This window comes from Yoonia ponticola, assembly GCF_014199395.1.
Lineage (GTDB): Bacteria > Pseudomonadota > Alphaproteobacteria > Rhodobacterales > Rhodobacteraceae > Yoonia > Yoonia ponticola.
Genome location: NZ_JACIJM010000004.1, coordinates 150,884 through 168,569 on the forward strand (window position 1 = coordinate 150,884; position 17,686 = coordinate 168,569).

Below are 17,686 nucleotides of genomic sequence, written 5' to 3' on the forward strand. Positions count from 1 at the left end.
TCATGTTCCTGCCGTTCTTTGAAAACCTGCGGGCAGCACGCGTGCCCGTAACCTTACGCGAATTTCTGGCGTTCCTCGAAGGCATGCAAGCGGGTCTCGCGACTTACGATGTGGATGCGTTCTACTTTCTCGCGCGCACGATCATGGTCAAAGACGAACGGCACCTCGACCGCTTTGATCAGGCGTTTGGGGCGACATTCGCGGGCTTGGAAAACATCACCACGGATCAGGTTCTCGACGCCGTGGACCTGCCCGCCGACTGGCTGGAAAAGCTGGCAGAAAAGCACCTGAGCCCCGAAGAAAAAGCCGAAATCGAAGCCTTGGGCGGTTTCGACAAGCTGATGGAAACCCTGAAAAAACGGCTCGAAGAACAAAAGGGGCGGCATCAGGGCGGATCAAAATGGGTCGGCACCGCTGGCACCTCGCCTTATGGCGCATACGGCTACAACCCCGAAGGCATCCGCATCGGCCAAGACAAATCGCGCCACCAACGCGCGGTCAAAGTCTGGGATAAACGGGAATTCCGCAACCTCGACGACTCTGTCGAATTGCAAACCCGCAACATCAAAGTCGCCTTAAAACGCCTGCGATCTTGGGCGCGTGACGGGGCTGCAGAAGAGCTGGACCTGAACGGCACGATCCGCGCCACCGCCGAAAACGGCTACATCGACGTCAAAACGCGGCCCGAACGGCGCAATGCGGTCAAAGTCCTGCTATTCCTCGATATCGGTGGGTCCATGGATCCGCATATCAAAATGGTCGAAGAATTGTTTTCAGCCGCGAAATCCGAATTCAAACATCTGCAACATTTCTACTTCCACAACTGCATCTACGAGGGCGTGTGGCGCGACAACACCCGCCGCTGGAATGACCAGACCGACACCCACGAGATCATGCGTACCTATGGCTCCGACTACAAATGCATCATCGTCGGTGACGCCAGCATGTCGCCCTATGAAATCGCCTATCCGGGTGGTGCCAACGAACACTACAACCCCGAATCCGGTGAAGTCTGGCTGACCCGCATCCGCGACCAATGGCCCAATCACGTCTGGATCAACCCACTGACCCAAGCGTATTGGCCCCACACTCAATCCATCCACATGATCCAGCAGATTTTCGGCGCCGACCGCATGGTCCCCATGACGATCGCAGGGCTGACACGCGGCATGAAAGCCCTCGGTTAACCACGCCGCCCGCCTTCATTTCGCCAAAACAACTCATTCCACGGCTTGCCCAAACCACCACCGCGCCCCATATAAACACTATGTTGCGCCTCACCCCGATCCTGCTTGCTGTTCTCTACGGCTTTGCCATGTACCGTTTTTCGGTCTGGCGGACGCAGCGCGAACTTGACCAGAAATCCACGCCCCTGACCGATCCTTTGATCCGCCAGCTTTGCGACCAAATGGCCGCAGCGCTTGAGATCAAACAGATCAAGGTGAACGTCTACGAAATTGATCCCGTGAACGGACTTGCCGCACCTGATGGACGCATCTTCATCACGCGGGGATTTCTCAATAAATACAAGGCCGGACAAGTGTCCGCCGATGAAATGGCCAGCGTGATTGCCCACGAATTGGGCCACGTCGCCTTGGGCCATGCCCGCCGCCGGATGATCGACTTTTCCGGCCAGAACGCCGCCCGCACCGCGATTGCGATGATCTTGGGGCGGTTCTTGCCGTTCGGAATTGGCACATGGGTCGCGGGTCACGCGATGCGCTTGCTCGCCGCTGGTCTGTCGCGCAAGGACGAATTCGAGGCCGACGCCTATGCCTCGGCCCTGCTCGTCAAATCGGGTATCGGCACAGCACCACAGATCTCGCTGTTCCATAAACTAGAGACGCTGACAGGGGCGCGTGGCGCGAAAATGCCCGCGTGGATCATGAGCCACCCAAAGACCGAACAACGTATCGCCGCGATCGAGAACAACGCGGCAAAGTGGGACGGTTAAGCGGTTAAGGCTTTACCAAACCGTGGCAACCGCGCCTTTTTCATCAGCGCCCGCATCTGCCAATCGTCACCGGATAGCCGCCGTGCCTCTGCCAGCACCGCATCACCAACAGCCCGCACTGCGTCGGGTGATTGGTGGAACAGATCAACCAGATAGACGTCAGGGCTGAGCCGATCCAGATCGTTCTCACCCAGCACATCTTTGGGGAAATCTTTGATATTCACCGTCATAATCGCGTCGCAAGACCCGACCACGGCTGCCGTGAGCACATGAATATCGTCTTTATCCGGCAGCCAGAACTGACGTAGTTTTTCTTCTGGATAGGCCACTACCGCTTTGGGAAACCGCGCCGACACGCTTGCGATTTCGCCGCGTGCCAATGTCTCGCCTTGCGGTCCGATCTTGCGTGCTGCCCGCGCCCATTCCTCTAGAATACGCGCGGACCAGCGGACTTCTAACAGGCCCGCCTCCGCACAGCCAAGCACGACTTCGCGCATGACTGTGGGATAGAGAACGCAGGTGTCGATTAAGACCCTCACAGGCGGAAGAACACCGATTTCAAATAACCGGTTTCAGCCAAATGCGGCATCAACGGGTGATCCGGTCCGGCAAAGCCTGTGTAAATAATCTGCCCACGACGTCCCGCACGGCCAATGCCACGCGACGACGCATTGCGGAATTTGGTCAGATCAGCGGCGTGTGAACATGAACACAGCCCCAGATAACCGCCATCTGCGACCAAAGGTGCCGCCAAACGCGCAACCCTCTCATAAGCCCGCAATCCGGCTTCTGCTGTCTTTTTCGACGGCGCAAAAGCGGGTGGATCGCAGATCACAACGTCAAACACTTCGCCTTCTTCGGCCAGTTTCGTCAGCGTATCAAAAGCATCGCCTTTGCGCACAGCGAACTTGTCGCTGACGCCCATCGCCGCTGCACCCTGCTCGGCCAGATCAAGCGCTGGCTGTGATCCGTCCACAGCCAAAACCGATCCCGCACCAGCAGCCAGTGCCGCGAGGCCAAAGCCGCCAACATGCGAAAACACATCCAAAACCCGCGCACCCTTAGACAAAGACGCCGCAAAGGCATGGTTCGGGCGTTGGTCAAAGAACAGACCCGTCTTCTGGCCGCCGATCACGTCAGCCATATAAGTGGTCCCGTTCATCTGAACAGGGATCGCAGATGTCGGAGCAGTGCCCACCATCACGTCAGTACGTTCGTCCAGACCTTCCAAAGTTCGCGCACGGCCTGTGCCGTTCATCACAACGGTTGAGACGCCAGTCACCTCGATCAAAGCTGCCACAAGTGCCTCGATATTCACGTCCGCATAGGCCGCGTTTGGTTGCACCACAGCCGTGTCGCCAAAGCGGTCAATCACAACGCCGGGCAAGCCATCGGCCTCTGCATGCACAAGGCGGTAAAACGGCTGGTCAAACATCCGGTCACGGTGCGCCAATGCACGGGTAATTTTGGCCGCAAACCACGCCTGATCAATCACCGCATCCTCATCGCGGTCCAGCATCCGGCAGATGATTTTCGACTGCGGGTTGACCGCAACCATGCCCAAGGGCCGCCGATCTGCGTCTTCAAGCAGCGCGATTGTGCCCGCCTTGATGCCTTTGGTGCGGCGGTCCATGACCACCTCGTTTGCGTAAACCCATGGAAAACCATGCCGAATAGCGCGTGCATCGCCCTTAGGGTTCAGCCGCACGGTGGGGAATGTTGTATCTGTCATGCCTGCGTCCTACAGTGAAACAGGATGCCTTGGGAAGACCCTCGCTGTGTTGCCGTAAAGATCACGGTTGTTAGCGCTAACAAATTCTGTTACCTTTAGGGCAATTCCACAGCAGAGGTGCGCCATGTCCCTGAACCCAACAATCGCAGCCGTCACAGACCGTATTCGCAAACGGTCCGAGACAACACGCGGCGCTTATCTAGATCTGATGGCCAAGGCCGCATCTGACGGGCCGCGCCGTGGGCATATCTCGTGTTCCGGTCAGGCGCATGCCTTCGCGGCGATGGGCGAACAAAAGGATGATCTAGCCGCAGGACGTGCGCCCAACATCGGGATCATCACCGCCTACAACGACATGTTGTCCGCGCACCAACCGTTTGAAACCTATCCGCAGCTGATCAAATCAGCCGCCCGCGCTGTTGGCGCCACAGCCCAAGTCGCAGGCGGCGTGCCTGCCATGTGCGACGGCGTGACCCAAGGCGAAACGGGGATGGAGCTATCGCTGTTCTCACGCGATGTGATCGCCCTCGCGGCGGGTGTCGGCCTGTCGCATAACGTCTTTGACGCGACGGTCTACCTTGGCGTTTGCGACAAAATCATCCCCGGCCTGGTGATCGCAGCGGCGACATTCGGCTATATCCCGTCTGTGTTCCTGCCAGCGGGTCCAATGGTCAGCGGTTTGCCCAACGACCAAAAAGCCAAGGTACGCCAGCAATTTGCAACAGGCGACGCCACCCGCGAAGACCTGATGGCCGCCGAAATGGCATCCTACCACGGACCCGGAACATGTACGTTCTACGGCACCGCCAACACCAACCAGATGTTGATGGAATTCATGGGGCTGCACCTGCCCGGCGCGTCCTTTGTGAACCCGAACACACCATTGCGCGACGCGTTGACGGTAGCTGGCACCGAACGGGCCGCCGCAATCACCAGCCTTGGCAATGACTTCCGCCCTGTCTGCGATATCCTCGACGAGAAAACATTCGTAAATGGTCTCGTCGGGCTGATGGCCACGGGCGGCTCGACCAACCTCGTATTGCACTTGCCAGCCATGGCGCGCGCGGCGGGGATTATCCTCGATCTCGAAGACTTTGACGACATCTCAAAGGTCATCCCACTGATGGCCAAAGTCTACCCAAACGGCCTCGCCGACGTGAACCACTTCCACGCAGCGGGCGGCTTGCAATATATGATCAGCAACCTGCTCGACGCGGGCCTGCTGCACGACGACGTGAAAACCGTGGCGGGCGACGGGCTGTCGCATTACCGCAACGAGGCCGCACTGACCGACGGGCGCATCACCTACCGCGCGGGCGCGACCACCACGTTGAACGAGAAAATCCTGCGCCCGCCGAGCGATCCATTTGCGGCAACAGGCGGACTTGTGCAGCTCAACGGCAACCTCGGACGCGGCGTGATGAAAGCATCAGCGGTTGCACCAGAGCGGCACATCGTCGAGGCCCCTGCCCGCGTGTTCCACACCCAAGACGCCGTGAAAGCCGCGTTCAAAGCGGGCGAATTGGCGCAAGACACGATCATCGTTGTGCGCTTCCAAGGACCGCGCTCGAACGGCATGCCCGAACTGCACGGCCTGACGCCAACCCTGTCGATCATGCAGGATCGCGGGCTCAAGGTGGCGCTCGTCACCGATGGCCGCATGTCCGGCGCATCGGGCAAAGTGCCATCCGCAATCCACGTCAGCCCCGAAGCCGCCGACGGCGGCCCGCTTGCCAAAATCCAAGACGGCGACATCATCCGTCTGGACGCCACAAAAGGCACCATCGACGTTGTGGGCGTTGATCTGGACACACGCGACCTCGCGGTTGCGGACCTCAGCGGCAACGGCAACGGCGTGGGCCGCGAGTTGTTCGAAGTCTTTCGCCAGAACGTTGGTCGTGCCTCTGAAGGCGCAGGCGTTGTGGTTTAACTTTTTGCCTCCGGCGGGGAATTAGAAGAAGTCAAAGAAACGGGCCCCCGCCCCTTCATTTCGCCCTTAACACCTCCCGCCGGAGGCTCCGCCCTTCACATCAATACCCATACGAAAGAGATGAATATGACACCGCAAGACGCATCCCAAGCCGCAGCCGACATCTGTGCCCTCGCCCCTGTTGTGCCTGTTTTGGTCGTTGACGACGCAAGCATCGCCGAAGAGTTGGCCAAAGCATTGGTCGCAGGCGGCCTACCTGCCCTCGAAGTCACATTGCGCACACCAGCCGCCTTGGACGTGATCCGCGAAATGGCAAAGGTTGCAGGCGGCGTTGTTGGCGCTGGCACATTGCTGACACCAAAAGACGTGGAAAACGCCAAAGCGGCGGGTGCGACATTCGGCGTGTCCCCCGGTGCCACGGACAAATTGCTCGACGCCTGCGAAGCCAACGATCTGCCATTGCTGCCCGGCATTGCGACGTCATCCGAGGCAATGCGCCTGCTAGAGCGCGGCTATTGGGTGCAAAAGTTTTTCCCAGCTGAAGCCAACGGCGGCGCTGCCGCCCTTAAGGGCATCGGCGGTCCAATCCCGCAGGTCAAATTCTGCCCGACGGGCGGTGTCTCGTTGAAAAACGCACCGGATTACCTGAGCCTGTCGAACACGCTTTGCGTCGGCGGTAGCTGGGTTGCACCGAAGAACCTGATCGACGCGCGTGACTGGGCTGGCATCACCGCCATCGCAGCCGAGGCCGCGAAACTGTCACGCTCATAAACTAACGATCTAATCTAGCCGCACGTCCGCCCCGTCTTTTGGCGGGGCTGGCGTCACTCAGGGCCGCCGTAAGCGTCTGCGTCATTGGATGGTCCAGCTTGCCCGGCCCATATTGCGTCAGCAACGTTTCAATCGCAGGCGTGTGATCGTCGCTGGCATGGCTCAGCGCCCAATCCAGAAAAATCGACCGACATTCATAGGACGTGATGCCCTCAATTGCATAGGCTTCGCGGATCAGCCCTTTTGGGTCCAGCGGGTCTCTGTCAGCCATTGTTGTCATCTCCTGCCAAAAGCGCGGTGATTGCCGCATCTGCGCGTTTTGCGGTTTCATTCATATGCGCGAATAACGCATCCATACTATCAGTTTTCGTCTCGCGCATCAAAATAGCACAGCCACCCGTGCCGATTAACTGCGGATCCAACACCCCGTTGGTCAGCAACCGCGCAGCCCCCTGTACCGCTGAGAATAGCCGATACGCCGCTAGAATTGCATCCGCCTGAGCGGCATCCATCCAGCCATCCGCGACACCCGCCGCGATTTGATCCTCGGTCGCGATCACCGCAACACCTGCCAACAAGGCCGCCGCTTGCGCCAGCAATTCACAGTCCTGCAAGCGCCCCGCCCCGTTTTTCGCGTCCCACCCAGCCCCGTCGCCACGTGCATCCGCGATCCGGCGGCGCATATCGCGCAGGTCGGTCATCACAACGGTACGGTCATTCTTGGTGCCCACAATCTGGGTGCGAAACGCTTCGATTTCCGCTGCCAACGCGGCATTCCCCACAATCGGCTGCGCCCGCGTCAGCGCCAGATGTTCCCACGTCCACGCCTCGTTCAACTGGTAATTCCTGAACGATTCCAAGGCAGTTGCCACTGGCCCTTGTCGTCCAGATGGTCGCAGCCGCATGTCGACTTCGTACAACCGCCCTTCAGACATCGGTGCGGACAATGCCGTGACCAGAGCCTGCGTCAGTCGCGCAAAATAGGGCCGCACAGCCAGTGGCCGCTTGCCATCCGACGCATCCGCATCGCCCGCGTCATAAATCACGATCAGGTCCAAATCAGACGTCGCGGTCAAACGGTGCGCGCCCAGCGATCCCATGCCCACGACCACAGCACCGCGCCCCGGTGCCGGTCCATGTTTGCGGGCAAATTCGCCCTCGACCACAGGCATCACGGCCGCGATTGAAGCCGCCGCTAGGTCCGCATATTGCGCGCCTGCCCGCACCGTATCGATCAATCCGCGCAACAAATGCACCCCGATCCGAAAGTGCCATTCCTTGGCCCACCGCCGCAACGCAATCAGCTGCGCCTCGTAATCCGGCGCGGTTTTTAACACGTCTGCCGCCTCGGCTTGCAACCCTTCAGCGCCCGGCCAAGCGTCAAAGAACGCTCCACCGACCACAGCATCAAACACGCCAGAGTTGCGCGACAGATGCTGCGCCAATGCGGGTGCCGTCGCTGCAATATCCACGATCAACTGCGTCAACTGCGGATTTGCCTCGAACAACGAAAACAACTGAACCCCCGCAGGCAGCCCAGCCAGAAACCCGTCAAACTGCGCCAAGGCTTCTTCAGGTTTTGCCGATGCCGCCAATCTGCGCATAATATCAGGGCGTAAGCGTTCAAAAATCGTACTACCGCGCACGGATCGTAATGCGGGATAGGTCGGCCAACGGTCTGTGGTCTCTTGACCCCAGCTTTCATCGTCGCCTTCAATTGCGTCTTCGGGTGCGAAAAAGCTTTCGGTGTAATCATGCACCGCATTCAACCTTTGCGTGATCTCGTCGCGCAACTCGTCCACGTCGCGTCCCATCAATGCCGCCAACCGCGCAAAGCCTTCGGCGTTGGGTGGCAACGTATGCGTCTGCGCATCGTTAATCATTTGCAACCGATGCTCGATCTCGCGGTGAAACCGATAATGATCCGCCAGCATGTCCGCATCCGCACCCGTAATCCACTCTGCCGCCGCCAACCGACGCAATCCTTCGACCGTTTCGCGGGTCCGCAGCGATGCATCACGTCCGCCCGAAATCAACTGGCGCGTTTGGGTGAAAAATTCGATCTCGCGAATGCCCCCGCGCCCCAATTTCATATTATGGCCTTCCAGCACCAGTGGACCGCCTAAACCTTTGTGATCCTTGATCAATAACCGCATGTCATGGGCATCTTGGATCGCCGCAAAATCCAGATGTTTGCGCCACACAAACGGTTTCAGCGTTTTCAAAAACGCAGCCCCCGCCGCTATATCGCCACCGCACGGATTGGCCTTGATATAAGCCGCGCGTTCCCACGTCCGCCCCACGCTCTCGTAATAGCGTTCTGCCGTTTCCATCGAAATGCACACGGGCGTCGACGACGCATCAGGCCGCAGCCGCAAATCGGTCCGGAAAACGTAGCCGCCCTTGGTCACATCCTGCATGATCGCGGTCATTTTGCGGGTCACGCGGATGAACGACGCGCGGGCATCGTGGTAATCATCGGGGTCGAAACGGGTCTCGTCGAACAGGCAGATCAAATCGATATCCGACGAATAATTCAACTCGCCCGCGCCCATTTTCCCCATCGCTAGCGCCGTCATGCCCGCGCCGGTATCCGCGTCGGCCTCGGTCATGCCTGGTAATTTGCCGCGCGCGATCTCTTGGCGCACTAATTCTGTGATACATTGATGCACGGCGGCATATGAAAAATCGGTGATCGTGCCCGTCACCGTTTCCAACGGCCATGCGCCCGACAAATCCGCCAGCGCCGTGATTAACGCGATCCGGCGTTTCGCCTGCCGTAGTCCATCGGCCAATGCGGCGGCGTCCATGCCGCGCACATCCGCGAGAACGCCAGCAACGGCGGCTTCGGGATCGGCCATCGCAGCGACAACCCAGTCCACTTCACGGTGAATCAGATCGGCCAAATACGGGCTAGACCCCGCCGTGCCTGCGATCAAATCGGCCAATTCCTGCGGCACATCGTCAACAACCGCAAGCGCATCCGCGCCGCGCTCTGCGTTAAAAGGATGCGGACAGCGGGTCATCCGGGCGGCGATGCTCATGGTTGGTCTCTTGTCATTAGGGTAAACCGACGTTGAACGTCCAAGCTAGGCAAGGACGCCACGCGGGGCAAGAGGCCCTATCGTGGCGTTCAACCTAGCAGGCTTGTTCAGGCAAAAATGCTGCATAATCAGTGCAGTACGGATCGCCGATCCACCACACATCCGTCGCCCCCACCGCATAGGCATGCACGTACCAATCACCGCCCGCCTGCGTGATAAAGGCCTGCACAGAGGTTCCGTCGATGAAATCCGGCGAAATACCATCGCGCAAAACCAGCGGAGTCTCGTCGATATTGATCGCCAGACCACCGGGGCGCGTCGCGGTCGCTTGGACAAACCCAAAGCCGTTTTCAATCTGCAAACCAACGCCCGTAAACTCAATCGGACCACCCAGATCATAGCCCACCATCACGCGCACGGCGTCCAGAATATCGCCGCGTTCCTGTGTGCCAGGTTGCGGGGTCGTGACCTCTGCCATCACGGCACTGGCGGACATTGCACAACTGAATACGGCAAGCGTGATTGTTCTCGAGAGAGAGAAATGCATGGGATAATCGCTTTCTTAGATACAAATACAGGGTTTAGAATCGCAAACAGCGCCGTCGTTCGACCCGAAATCCGGCAATACCCCCTTTATCAGAACACAAAATTGATCCGTCAAGTTATTGATTTTGAAACCCAATTCGACCCAATGTAAAAAACGTTTACATTAACCCTTGCAAGCGGACCGAACCGATCCCATCTTGAGTAATGTAAAGGGCATAAACATAAGACCCCTTGCGTCATACCAAAGGAATTTGAAATGGACACCGCAACCCTGAACTCCCCGTCTTCCATGGGCAACTCGGCCTCTGGTTTCTTTGCCCGGACGACTGCGTGGTTGGACGCACGTGGTCGCGGTGCTTGGATCGCGGCGATGGTCGCAAGCTACGTCGTGTTTTGGCCGGTCGGCCTTGCGATGACGGCCTACATGGTCGTTAACAATAAATTCTCTGGCGGGGGGTCCAGCAAATGCTGCCGCCGCGGATCGCATTCGATCCACATGAACCGCGCCACAGGCAACGCCGCGTTTGACACCTACAAAGACGAAACTCTGCGCCGCTTGGAAGAAGAGCAAACCAACTTCGAGGAATTCCTCGAGCGCCTGCGCGAAGCAAAAGACAAAGCCGAATTCGATCAATTCATGGACGAACGCGGCGGTCAGCGTAAATCTGACACCACTGACGACGTAGCACGTTAATGTAATTTGGGTCCCTTCGGGGACCCTTTTTGGTTTAGGACTATTATGAAAATGAAACATTCTCATCCCACATCACAGGGCATGCCGCTGTCGGTCCAGATTTTATCTACGCTATTATTCGCGTCCTTTGCGATCGCCGTGACGGTTGTAGCGCTCAATATGTTTTGGCCCGCAGGCGTGGCGCTGGCTGTTATTTTAGGGTGGCGCGGCGGTTTTGCCCCCGGTTTGGCACCCAATATTGATCCCGCAGCCTTGGGCGATGCGGTCAAAAGCCTGTCACCCGAAGCCACCCAGCGCCGCAGCGGCAACGCAAGTTTCGACCGCTATCGCGGCGAAATGCTGGAACGGTTAGAACATGAGCAAGAGAACTTTGAGGATTTCTTGGCACGTCTGCGCACCGCCAAAGATTCAACCGAGTTTGACCAGTTTATGGATGACCGCGCGGGTCGCGCACCATCTGCGCCTTAACCTAAAACGCGCCAAACCAACGCGCCTCGCCCACGCGGCGAGGCGCGTTTTTGCCGATATCAGTGCAGAAACGAACGTTGTTTCCAATTTAGATCGCATTCTATCTACCTCGCGGTTTTCGGGGGGGTTGGTTTGTGCGAAGTAGCTTGCTAACGTTAATCGATAGTTCATTCTGTTAGAGTACCATGCGCCACACACTTCCCATCGCGCCGCAATTCTATGTTACGGCTCCGCAGCCTTGCCCCTATCTTGACGGCAGGATGGAACGGAAATTGTTTACCGCATTGCAAGGTGACACCGCGACACGGTTGAACGATAGCCTTTCCAAACAGGGGTTTCGACGGTCACAAAACGTGCTGTACCGCCCGTCCTGTTCCGAATGTTCAGCCTGTATGTCTGCGCGGATCAAGGTCGCCGACTTTTCCCCAACAAAATCACAACGCAGGGTCATGAACCGCAACGCCCAAATCGGACGCCGCGCCACATCGCCTTGGGCAACCGAAGCCCAATACGATTTATTCCGTCGATATCTCGATAGCCGCCACGCAACTGGCGGCATGGCCGACATGGATATGTTCGAATTTGCGGCCATGGTGGAAGAAACGCCAATCCGATCTCGCTTGATCGAATATACTGACAAAGAAGACCGCGACCTGCGGGCAGTCTGTTTGACCGATATTCTGGATGATGGCCTGAGCCTTGTTTACTCGTTCTTTGATCCGGATTTTGACCGGTTGTCGCTGGGGACTTTTATCATCCTCGACCATATCGCTATCGCCCGCGACCTTGGTCTTCCCTATGTTTACTTGGGTTATTGGGTGCCAGGCAGTCCGAAAATGGATTATAAATCCAAGTTCAGCGGCTTAGAAGTTTACCACAACCGTGAATGGTCCCCCCTATCTGATAACAGCGATTACGACAGCGCGTTACATCCATTAAGCACTGACCCGATTGCCGAACAAGTTGCGCGGATCAGTCTGCCCGACAGTCGCCCAACCAGCTAAACCGCGCGGGGCAAATCCTGTTTTACCATCGTCAACAGCCGCACATCGGCTGCGGGCATTGGTTTTCCAAAGTAGAACCCTTGCACGGCACTACAGGTTTCCTGCATCAAAAACGCGATTTCTTCTTCGATTTCCGCCCCTTCGGCCAAGACAGGCACATCTAGCGCCGCACCAAGCAGCAAGGTTGCCCGAACAATGGCCGCGTTCTGACGGCTTTCGTGGACATTCTGTACAAAGCTGCGGTCGATCTTGATCTTGTCGAACGGAAATACCTGAAGCGTCGATAGCGACGAATATCCAGTCCCGAAATCATCCATCGCGATACGGATACCCATCGATTTCAACTCGTGCATCACGGCCAACGCGTTCCGCTGATCCTGAATAATCGTGGCTTCGGTAATCTCGACTTCTAGTCGGTCCGGCGCGAGGTTGGATTCCGCGAGGATCTCTGCAACCCTTGCGACAAAATCAGGCTCGACCAATTGCTGCGGTGATACGTTCACGGCAATTGGATATGCGACTTCCCAAGATGCAGCCTCCTGACACGCGGTCCGCAGCACCCACAAACCGATGTCTTTGATCAAACCTGTCTCTTCGGCGAGTGGGATAAAAACGTCAGGACCGATCATACCGCGTTCAGGATGCAACCACCGCAACAGCACCTCAAAACCAATGACCTCTTGCGTCGCGATGGAGTTCTGAAATTGGTAGTTCAGAAATAACTCATCACGGTCAGCGGCCTCGCGCAGATCAGTCAACAAAGCCTGCTTATCGCGCCTGACTTGTTCAATTTCGTTGTCGTAGAATTCGATCTTGTTTGATGACCCGCTTTTCGCTTGATACATTGCCAGATCAGAGAATTGCAGCAACGTATCAAGGTCGGTTTCATCCGACGGATAGGATGCGATGCCGATGCTCACGCCTGTTTTTAACTCGGTCATGCTGACGTGCAACGTCACGCCAATCGCGGTCTTCAAGCGTTCGGCAAAGTCCAACGCATCCTCTAGCGTTTTCACGTTCGACTTCAGTGCTGCAAATTCATCGCCACCAATTCGTGCCACAAATTCATGGTCCCCAATCACACCATTGATCTGTTTCGCCACATGTTTTAGCACCAGATCGCCCGCTTCGTGCCCCATGGAATCGTTGATCTGTTTGAAGTTATCCAAGTCAATCGTCAGCACCGCAATCTGCAACACCTCGCCTCGACTGATCCGTTTACGCAGGCGCGCTGCGTGTTCGGAAAACCCCATCCGGTTGGGCAGTCGCGTTAACAAATCGCGCCGCACGGCATCGCTGAGTTTGCGTTGTGAGTCCGCGCTCATCTCTGTCTCAATAACGAATGTCGTGAAACCGATCAGCAAAATCAGGCTGACCACGGCAAGCACGATAAACCCGAGCACATAGTTTGAAATCACGTTTTCAGGCGAAACCAGAATGGTCGCATCCGCCACGAAAATCGACGCTGCCATGCCTGTGAAATGCATCGTGCAGACAGCCAAGATCATGGCGACAGTTGCGCCCGCAAAGCAGAACCGCGTCACCGGATAGATGATCCGATGCACCATCACGATACCTAGGCCGCACCCCAACAAAACCGACAGCACCACAAGGTTTGCGTGCCATTCAAACCGGCCCGGCACCTGTAATGCCGCCATGCCGGTGTAGTGCATCGTCGCAATCGTCAGGCCCAGCGTTGTGCCGCCCAGCGTGGCCCGCCACCGGATATGGTCCATGCCACCGATACTCACGCCAATCATGCAGCCAAAGATCGCAACCAGTAGCGACACCCCCGTCAAGATCGGCTCGTAGGCCGCGACGCCCGCCGGATTATAGCCTAACATCGCGATAAAATGCGTGGCCCAGATCGTCGTACCTGCGATCATCGCCGCGAGTATAAGGTGTAGCTGCCGTCGCCTGTGTGTCAGCACACGCGCCCGCACCAATAGGACCACGGTCAACGTCGATCCAATCGCGCAAACAAGTGCCGCCACGATGACAAAGCTCGCGTCATGCGCATAAACGACTGAATAAATAGACTGTTTCATCAACAAAAAACCCCGAACATGCACTATGCATATCCGGGGTTGATTAAGGTTTGGTTGATGCCCGCGTGATTACTTCAACAAATTAGGCACAATCGTCACGACCGATGGGAACAGGGCCAATAGTGCAAGGCCCGCGACTTGGATGCCGATAAATGGCAGCACGCCGCGATAGATCTGCCCGGTTGTGATTTCCTTGGGGGCGACCCCGCGCAGATAGAACAGTGCAAAGCCGAATGGGGGGGTCAGGAACGACGTCTGCAGGTTCACCGCAATCATGATCGTCACCCACTTTGGATCGAACGTACCGCCGTAAATCACAGGCCCCACAATCGGGATCACGATGTAAATGATCTCAAGGAAATCAAGCACAAAGCCCAGCACAAACAGCACCAGCATCACGATGATAAAGACTTTCCATTCGTTATCGAACGACCGCAGGAATTGCTGGATGTAGTGCTCGCCACCGAATGAAATCAGCACGAGGTTCAGCAGTTGCGACCCGATCAGAATGGTGAATACCATCGACGTGACTTTGGCCGTTTCGCGCACAACTGGCGACAGAACGCCGCCCTTGAACAGCACCACGCAGGACCAGATCAGACCAAACATCGCAAACAGGAACGCCGCAAACGCCACGAGGTACGCCACGTAGTTCTCGAACAACACAACCTCTTGGCCAAGGCGCATGTCAAAGTTGGTGCCGATCAGCAGCATGATCGCAATCGCGGCAGTGGTATAGAGCACCATTTTGCCAGAATTGCCCTGCTCTTGCAGCTTGCGGAACGTGGCCAACAAGATTGCGCCCCCTGCCCCAAGTGCCGCCGCTGGCGTCGGGTTGGTGATCCCGCCTAGGATCGACCCAAGCACCGCAATGATCAGGACTAGCGGTGGGAACACCACGCGGACGATCTCGTTTGCGAACAACCGCGACGAGGCGTGACGCATCCCGTAGAACACCACAACCAACGGTAAGGCGATCAACAGCACCGTGACGCCGGGCGTCGTAAGCGGGCTGATAAACAAGATATCCACCAGCAACATCGCCAGCAAACCCGCAGCCCCCGCAAGCAGAGGCACGGGGCTTGCAGATGGGGCAACACCGCGGGCCAAGACCAAAACGAGGCCAGACAGCAATGCGATCAGCCCAATGCCCGTCCCGATTGGGGCGGTGTCGGCAACCTTGGCTTCAACCGCAGCCGCACGTTCTTCGACGGTCAACTGACGGGCCTCGGTCACACCACCCGCGTCATCAATCGCGGCTTGCTCGGCCAATGCCGCAGCCCATGCGTCGGCCCCGTGCAAATCCTGCATCGCAATGGCGCATTCTTCGCCCACATTGGTCCGCAAGGATGCGGTCTGGCCGGAGTCTGTGTAGCTATCCACGATCACGGTTTGCGTGCCGCGCAGATTGACTTGACCCAATGCGATAAACACCACGATCAGCGCGATTGGCGCCCCAAGGAACCACAGCAAGGCATCATTGCGGGTAATGACTTCGCTGGATTTGCTGGCACCTAAGGCCACTGGTGGCGCTTTCGACGGGTTCAGCAATGCGTAGACAAAGGCGTAAAGCGCATAGAGGAACGCCAGCAAAATACCGGGCAACAAGGCCGCTTGGAACAACGTCCCCACAGACACAACCGCAGGCTCGCCCAAGAAGGTCAGTGCGTCGGAACAGCCCGCCAGTTGCGCACGTTCTTCTTGCGCGGCGGAATAAAGATCACCCGCCAGCGTCCCCAACAGCACGATGACAATCGACGGTGGAATGATCTGACCCAAGGTGCCGGACGCCGCGATGACACCCGTAGACAATTCAGGTGAATAGCCGTTCTTGAGCATGGTGGGCAGCGCCAACAGACCCATGGTCACAACCGTCGCACCGACAATCCCTGTCGAGGCCGCAAGGAACGCACCCACGATCACAATCGACACCGCCAAACCACCGGGTAATGGTCCGAAAACCTTGGCCATTGTGGTCAGCAATTCATCAGCAATACGTGACCGTTCCAGCACGATCCCCATCATCACGAACATCAGCACAGCCAGCAACGTCTCGATGGACGGCCCCGATAACACACGTTCGTTCATCCGGTTCACAAGGAAGCCCACGTTGCGGTCCAGCGCCGTTTCCCAGCCTTGCGGGAACAGTGATGTGGCGTATGTGGGCAACTCTGGGTAGCGGAAAATCGAGATCGCGTCAGGGCGCACGCCGTCCGCCACAAGGGCCGCGTATTCGGCCGTCCCGCTGTCAATCGCCTCGTGGATCAACAGACCCGCGCTATCGAATGCGGCAATCACCGCAAATGATATGACCGCTGAGCCGCCAATCGCAAAGGCCACGGGAAAGCCTGACAAGATGCCCGCAAAGAGCGTCAGGAAAACAATGATAATACCGACTTCGACGCCGTCTAATCCAAAAAGCATGTCTTTGGTCCTTAATGAATATCTGCGACGAGTTCGGCTTGCGCGTCACCCAGTTTGTCACGGTCGAGGTACTTGCCCTCACTGTCGATCCCCTCTTTGCGCTCAAGGTACGAGCGATAAAAGAAGGCCACGGCTTGCAGCATCACCATCACGGTGAACACGACGAGCAGGATCTTGAACAGGAAGTAGGCGTTGAACCCGTTTGGCGAAAAGCCGATGGTTTCGACGTTCCAGCGCAACGCGCGGGCTTTGCCGATCAACCGCTCTAGGCTGTCAGAGGCGGACGGGTTTGGCACAACCAGATGCCGCCACAAAAAGAACCACCCGTAAAGCCATGTCAGCAGTGCTGCGGGGATCATGAACAACAGTGACCCCACCATATCAATCGTGCGCTTGGCGCGGAAACTGATCGCGGAATAGACCAGATCGACGCGGACGTGACCACCTTGGACGAATGTATAGGTGGCACACAGGCAGACGATCAGGGCGTTGTAGAGCTTGAGTTCTTCGGACCACCAACTCACGTCTTTGGTAAAGGCAGAGCCAAACCCGATCGACATCTCGGACACCGCAAAGACGCGCTGCATAAAGATAATCATGATCTGCTGTAGAACCATCAACAGGCCGGCCCACGCAAAGAAGCGACCAACCGCGTTGGCAAAGCCTTCAAGGACGCGCACACAGCCCCACATGAACTGATTGCGCCACAGGCCCACGCCCGTGACGATCAAGAAAATCATGAATATCACAAAGAACAATTCAGCCGAGGCACCATAATAGATGAACCGCATCATCGATTCACTATTGGACCAGTCCAGCCACTGCCCGGTATGCGCAAAAGCGTAAACCAGATTGAACGGCGCCTCTAACAAATTGCCAAAGACGTACTGGATGGGGCCGCCCATCTCGAATTTGTCCAGACAAGAAACCGTGTCTTCCGCAGATGCCCGGAAAAAGCCCGTGCAGGCGATATCGTCTTCCATGATGTCCCCTTATCCCTTGCGCGGGGACCGATAGGCCCACACCACGCTCAAATTTCAGTGTTGGCCCGACGTCAAAACGACGCCGGGC

The 17,686-nt window shown here is 57.3% G+C and carries 15 protein-coding genes; 7 read left to right on the forward strand and 8 right to left on the reverse strand.

Annotated elements, in window-relative coordinates:
* The first annotated feature begins 2 nt into the window (after positions 1-2).
* Both FHS72_RS08065 and FHS72_RS08070 read left to right on the forward strand, forming a co-directional pair.
* Positions 3-1,187 (forward strand): vWA domain-containing protein, encoded by a 1,185-nt coding sequence (locus FHS72_RS08065; RefSeq protein WP_183527875.1) that lies wholly within the window; start codon positions 3-5, stop codon positions 1,185-1,187.
* A gap of 80 nt (positions 1,188-1,267) precedes the next feature.
* On the forward strand, positions 1,268-1,954 hold the full coding sequence (locus tag FHS72_RS08070; protein WP_183527877.1) for a M48 family metallopeptidase: 687 nt from the start codon (positions 1,268-1,270) through the stop codon (positions 1,952-1,954).
* Here the strand turns inward: FHS72_RS08070 and FHS72_RS08075 are convergent.
* Positions 1,951-2,493: an RSP_2648 family PIN domain-containing protein gene (locus FHS72_RS08075; RefSeq protein ID WP_183527878.1), complete on the reverse strand. Its 543-nt coding sequence runs from the start codon at positions 2,491-2,493 to the stop codon at positions 1,951-1,953. The genes FHS72_RS08070 and FHS72_RS08075 overlap by 4 nt on opposite strands.
* Entirely contained in the window at positions 2,490-3,686 is a 1,197-nt protein-coding gene (locus tag FHS72_RS08080) for an RSP_2647 family RNA methyltransferase (protein ID WP_183527880.1), read from the reverse strand. Before FHS72_RS08080 ends, FHS72_RS08075 begins: the two co-directional genes overlap by 4 nt.
* A gap of 124 nt (positions 3,687-3,810) precedes the next feature.
* Between FHS72_RS08080 and edd the strand changes: the two genes are divergently transcribed.
* Together edd and eda are read left to right on the forward strand one after the other, a co-directional pair.
* Complete coding sequence (edd, locus tag FHS72_RS08085; protein ID WP_183527882.1) at positions 3,811-5,616, forward strand: phosphogluconate dehydratase; 1,806 nt, start codon at positions 3,811-3,813, stop codon at positions 5,614-5,616.
* Between the two features lie 126 nt (positions 5,617-5,742).
* Complete coding sequence (gene eda, locus FHS72_RS08090; RefSeq protein WP_183527884.1) at positions 5,743-6,387, forward strand: bifunctional 4-hydroxy-2-oxoglutarate aldolase/2-dehydro-3-deoxy-phosphogluconate aldolase; 645 nt, start codon at positions 5,743-5,745, stop codon at positions 6,385-6,387.
* A gap of 1 nt (position 6,388) precedes the next feature.
* Here eda and FHS72_RS08095 read toward each other — a convergent pair whose 3' ends face one another.
* From FHS72_RS08095 to FHS72_RS08105, 3 genes are all read right to left on the reverse strand, one after another.
* Positions 6,389-6,658, reverse strand: a complete 270-nt coding sequence (locus FHS72_RS08095; RefSeq protein ID WP_183527886.1) for a hypothetical protein — start codon at positions 6,656-6,658, stop codon at positions 6,389-6,391.
* The gene (locus tag FHS72_RS08100) at positions 6,651-9,431 is read right to left on the reverse strand and encodes a [protein-PII] uridylyltransferase family protein (RefSeq protein ID WP_183527888.1); all 2,781 of its coding nucleotides are present in this window, start codon (positions 9,429-9,431) and stop codon (positions 6,651-6,653) included. The genes FHS72_RS08095 and FHS72_RS08100 overlap by 8 nt, the downstream gene beginning before the upstream one ends.
* 94 nt (positions 9,432-9,525) lie before the next feature.
* Positions 9,526-9,927 (reverse strand): hypothetical protein, encoded by a 402-nt coding sequence (locus tag FHS72_RS08105; protein WP_221235379.1) that lies wholly within the window; start codon positions 9,925-9,927, stop codon positions 9,526-9,528.
* A 306-nt stretch (positions 9,928-10,233) separates the two neighbouring features.
* Between FHS72_RS08105 and FHS72_RS08110 the strand changes: the two genes are divergently transcribed.
* The 3 genes from FHS72_RS08110 to FHS72_RS08120 all read left to right on the forward strand — a co-directional run bounded on the left by FHS72_RS08110 (position 10,234) and on the right by FHS72_RS08120 (position 12,143).
* The gene (locus FHS72_RS08110) at positions 10,234-10,671 is read left to right on the forward strand and encodes a DUF2852 domain-containing protein (protein ID WP_183527892.1); all 438 of its coding nucleotides are present in this window, start codon (positions 10,234-10,236) and stop codon (positions 10,669-10,671) included.
* Positions 10,672-10,722: 51 nt separating this feature from the next.
* Positions 10,723-11,139, forward strand: a complete 417-nt coding sequence (locus FHS72_RS08115) for a DUF2852 domain-containing protein (RefSeq protein WP_246414588.1) — start codon at positions 10,723-10,725, stop codon at positions 11,137-11,139.
* Positions 11,140-11,324: 185 nt separating this feature from the next.
* Complete coding sequence (locus FHS72_RS08120; RefSeq protein ID WP_183527894.1) at positions 11,325-12,143, forward strand: arginyltransferase; 819 nt, start codon at positions 11,325-11,327, stop codon at positions 12,141-12,143.
* Here the strand turns inward: FHS72_RS08120 and FHS72_RS08125 are convergent.
* From FHS72_RS08125 to FHS72_RS08135, 3 genes are all read right to left on the reverse strand, one after another.
* A complete protein-coding gene (locus FHS72_RS08125; protein WP_183527896.1) occupies positions 12,140-14,191 on the reverse strand; it encodes a putative bifunctional diguanylate cyclase/phosphodiesterase in 2,052 nt (683 codons plus the stop codon). The two genes, FHS72_RS08120 and FHS72_RS08125, sit on opposite strands and share 4 nt — an antisense overlap.
* A gap of 69 nt (positions 14,192-14,260) precedes the next feature.
* Positions 14,261-16,615: a TRAP transporter large permease gene (locus tag FHS72_RS08130; RefSeq protein WP_183527898.1), complete on the reverse strand. Its 2,355-nt coding sequence runs from the start codon at positions 16,613-16,615 to the stop codon at positions 14,261-14,263.
* Between the two features lie 11 nt (positions 16,616-16,626).
* Positions 16,627-17,598 carry a TRAP transporter small permease subunit gene (locus tag FHS72_RS08135; protein ID WP_183527900.1) on the reverse strand — a complete coding sequence of 324 codons (972 nt, stop codon included), beginning with the start codon at positions 17,596-17,598 and terminating at the stop codon, positions 16,627-16,629.
* Between the last annotated feature and the right edge of the window lie 88 nt (positions 17,599-17,686).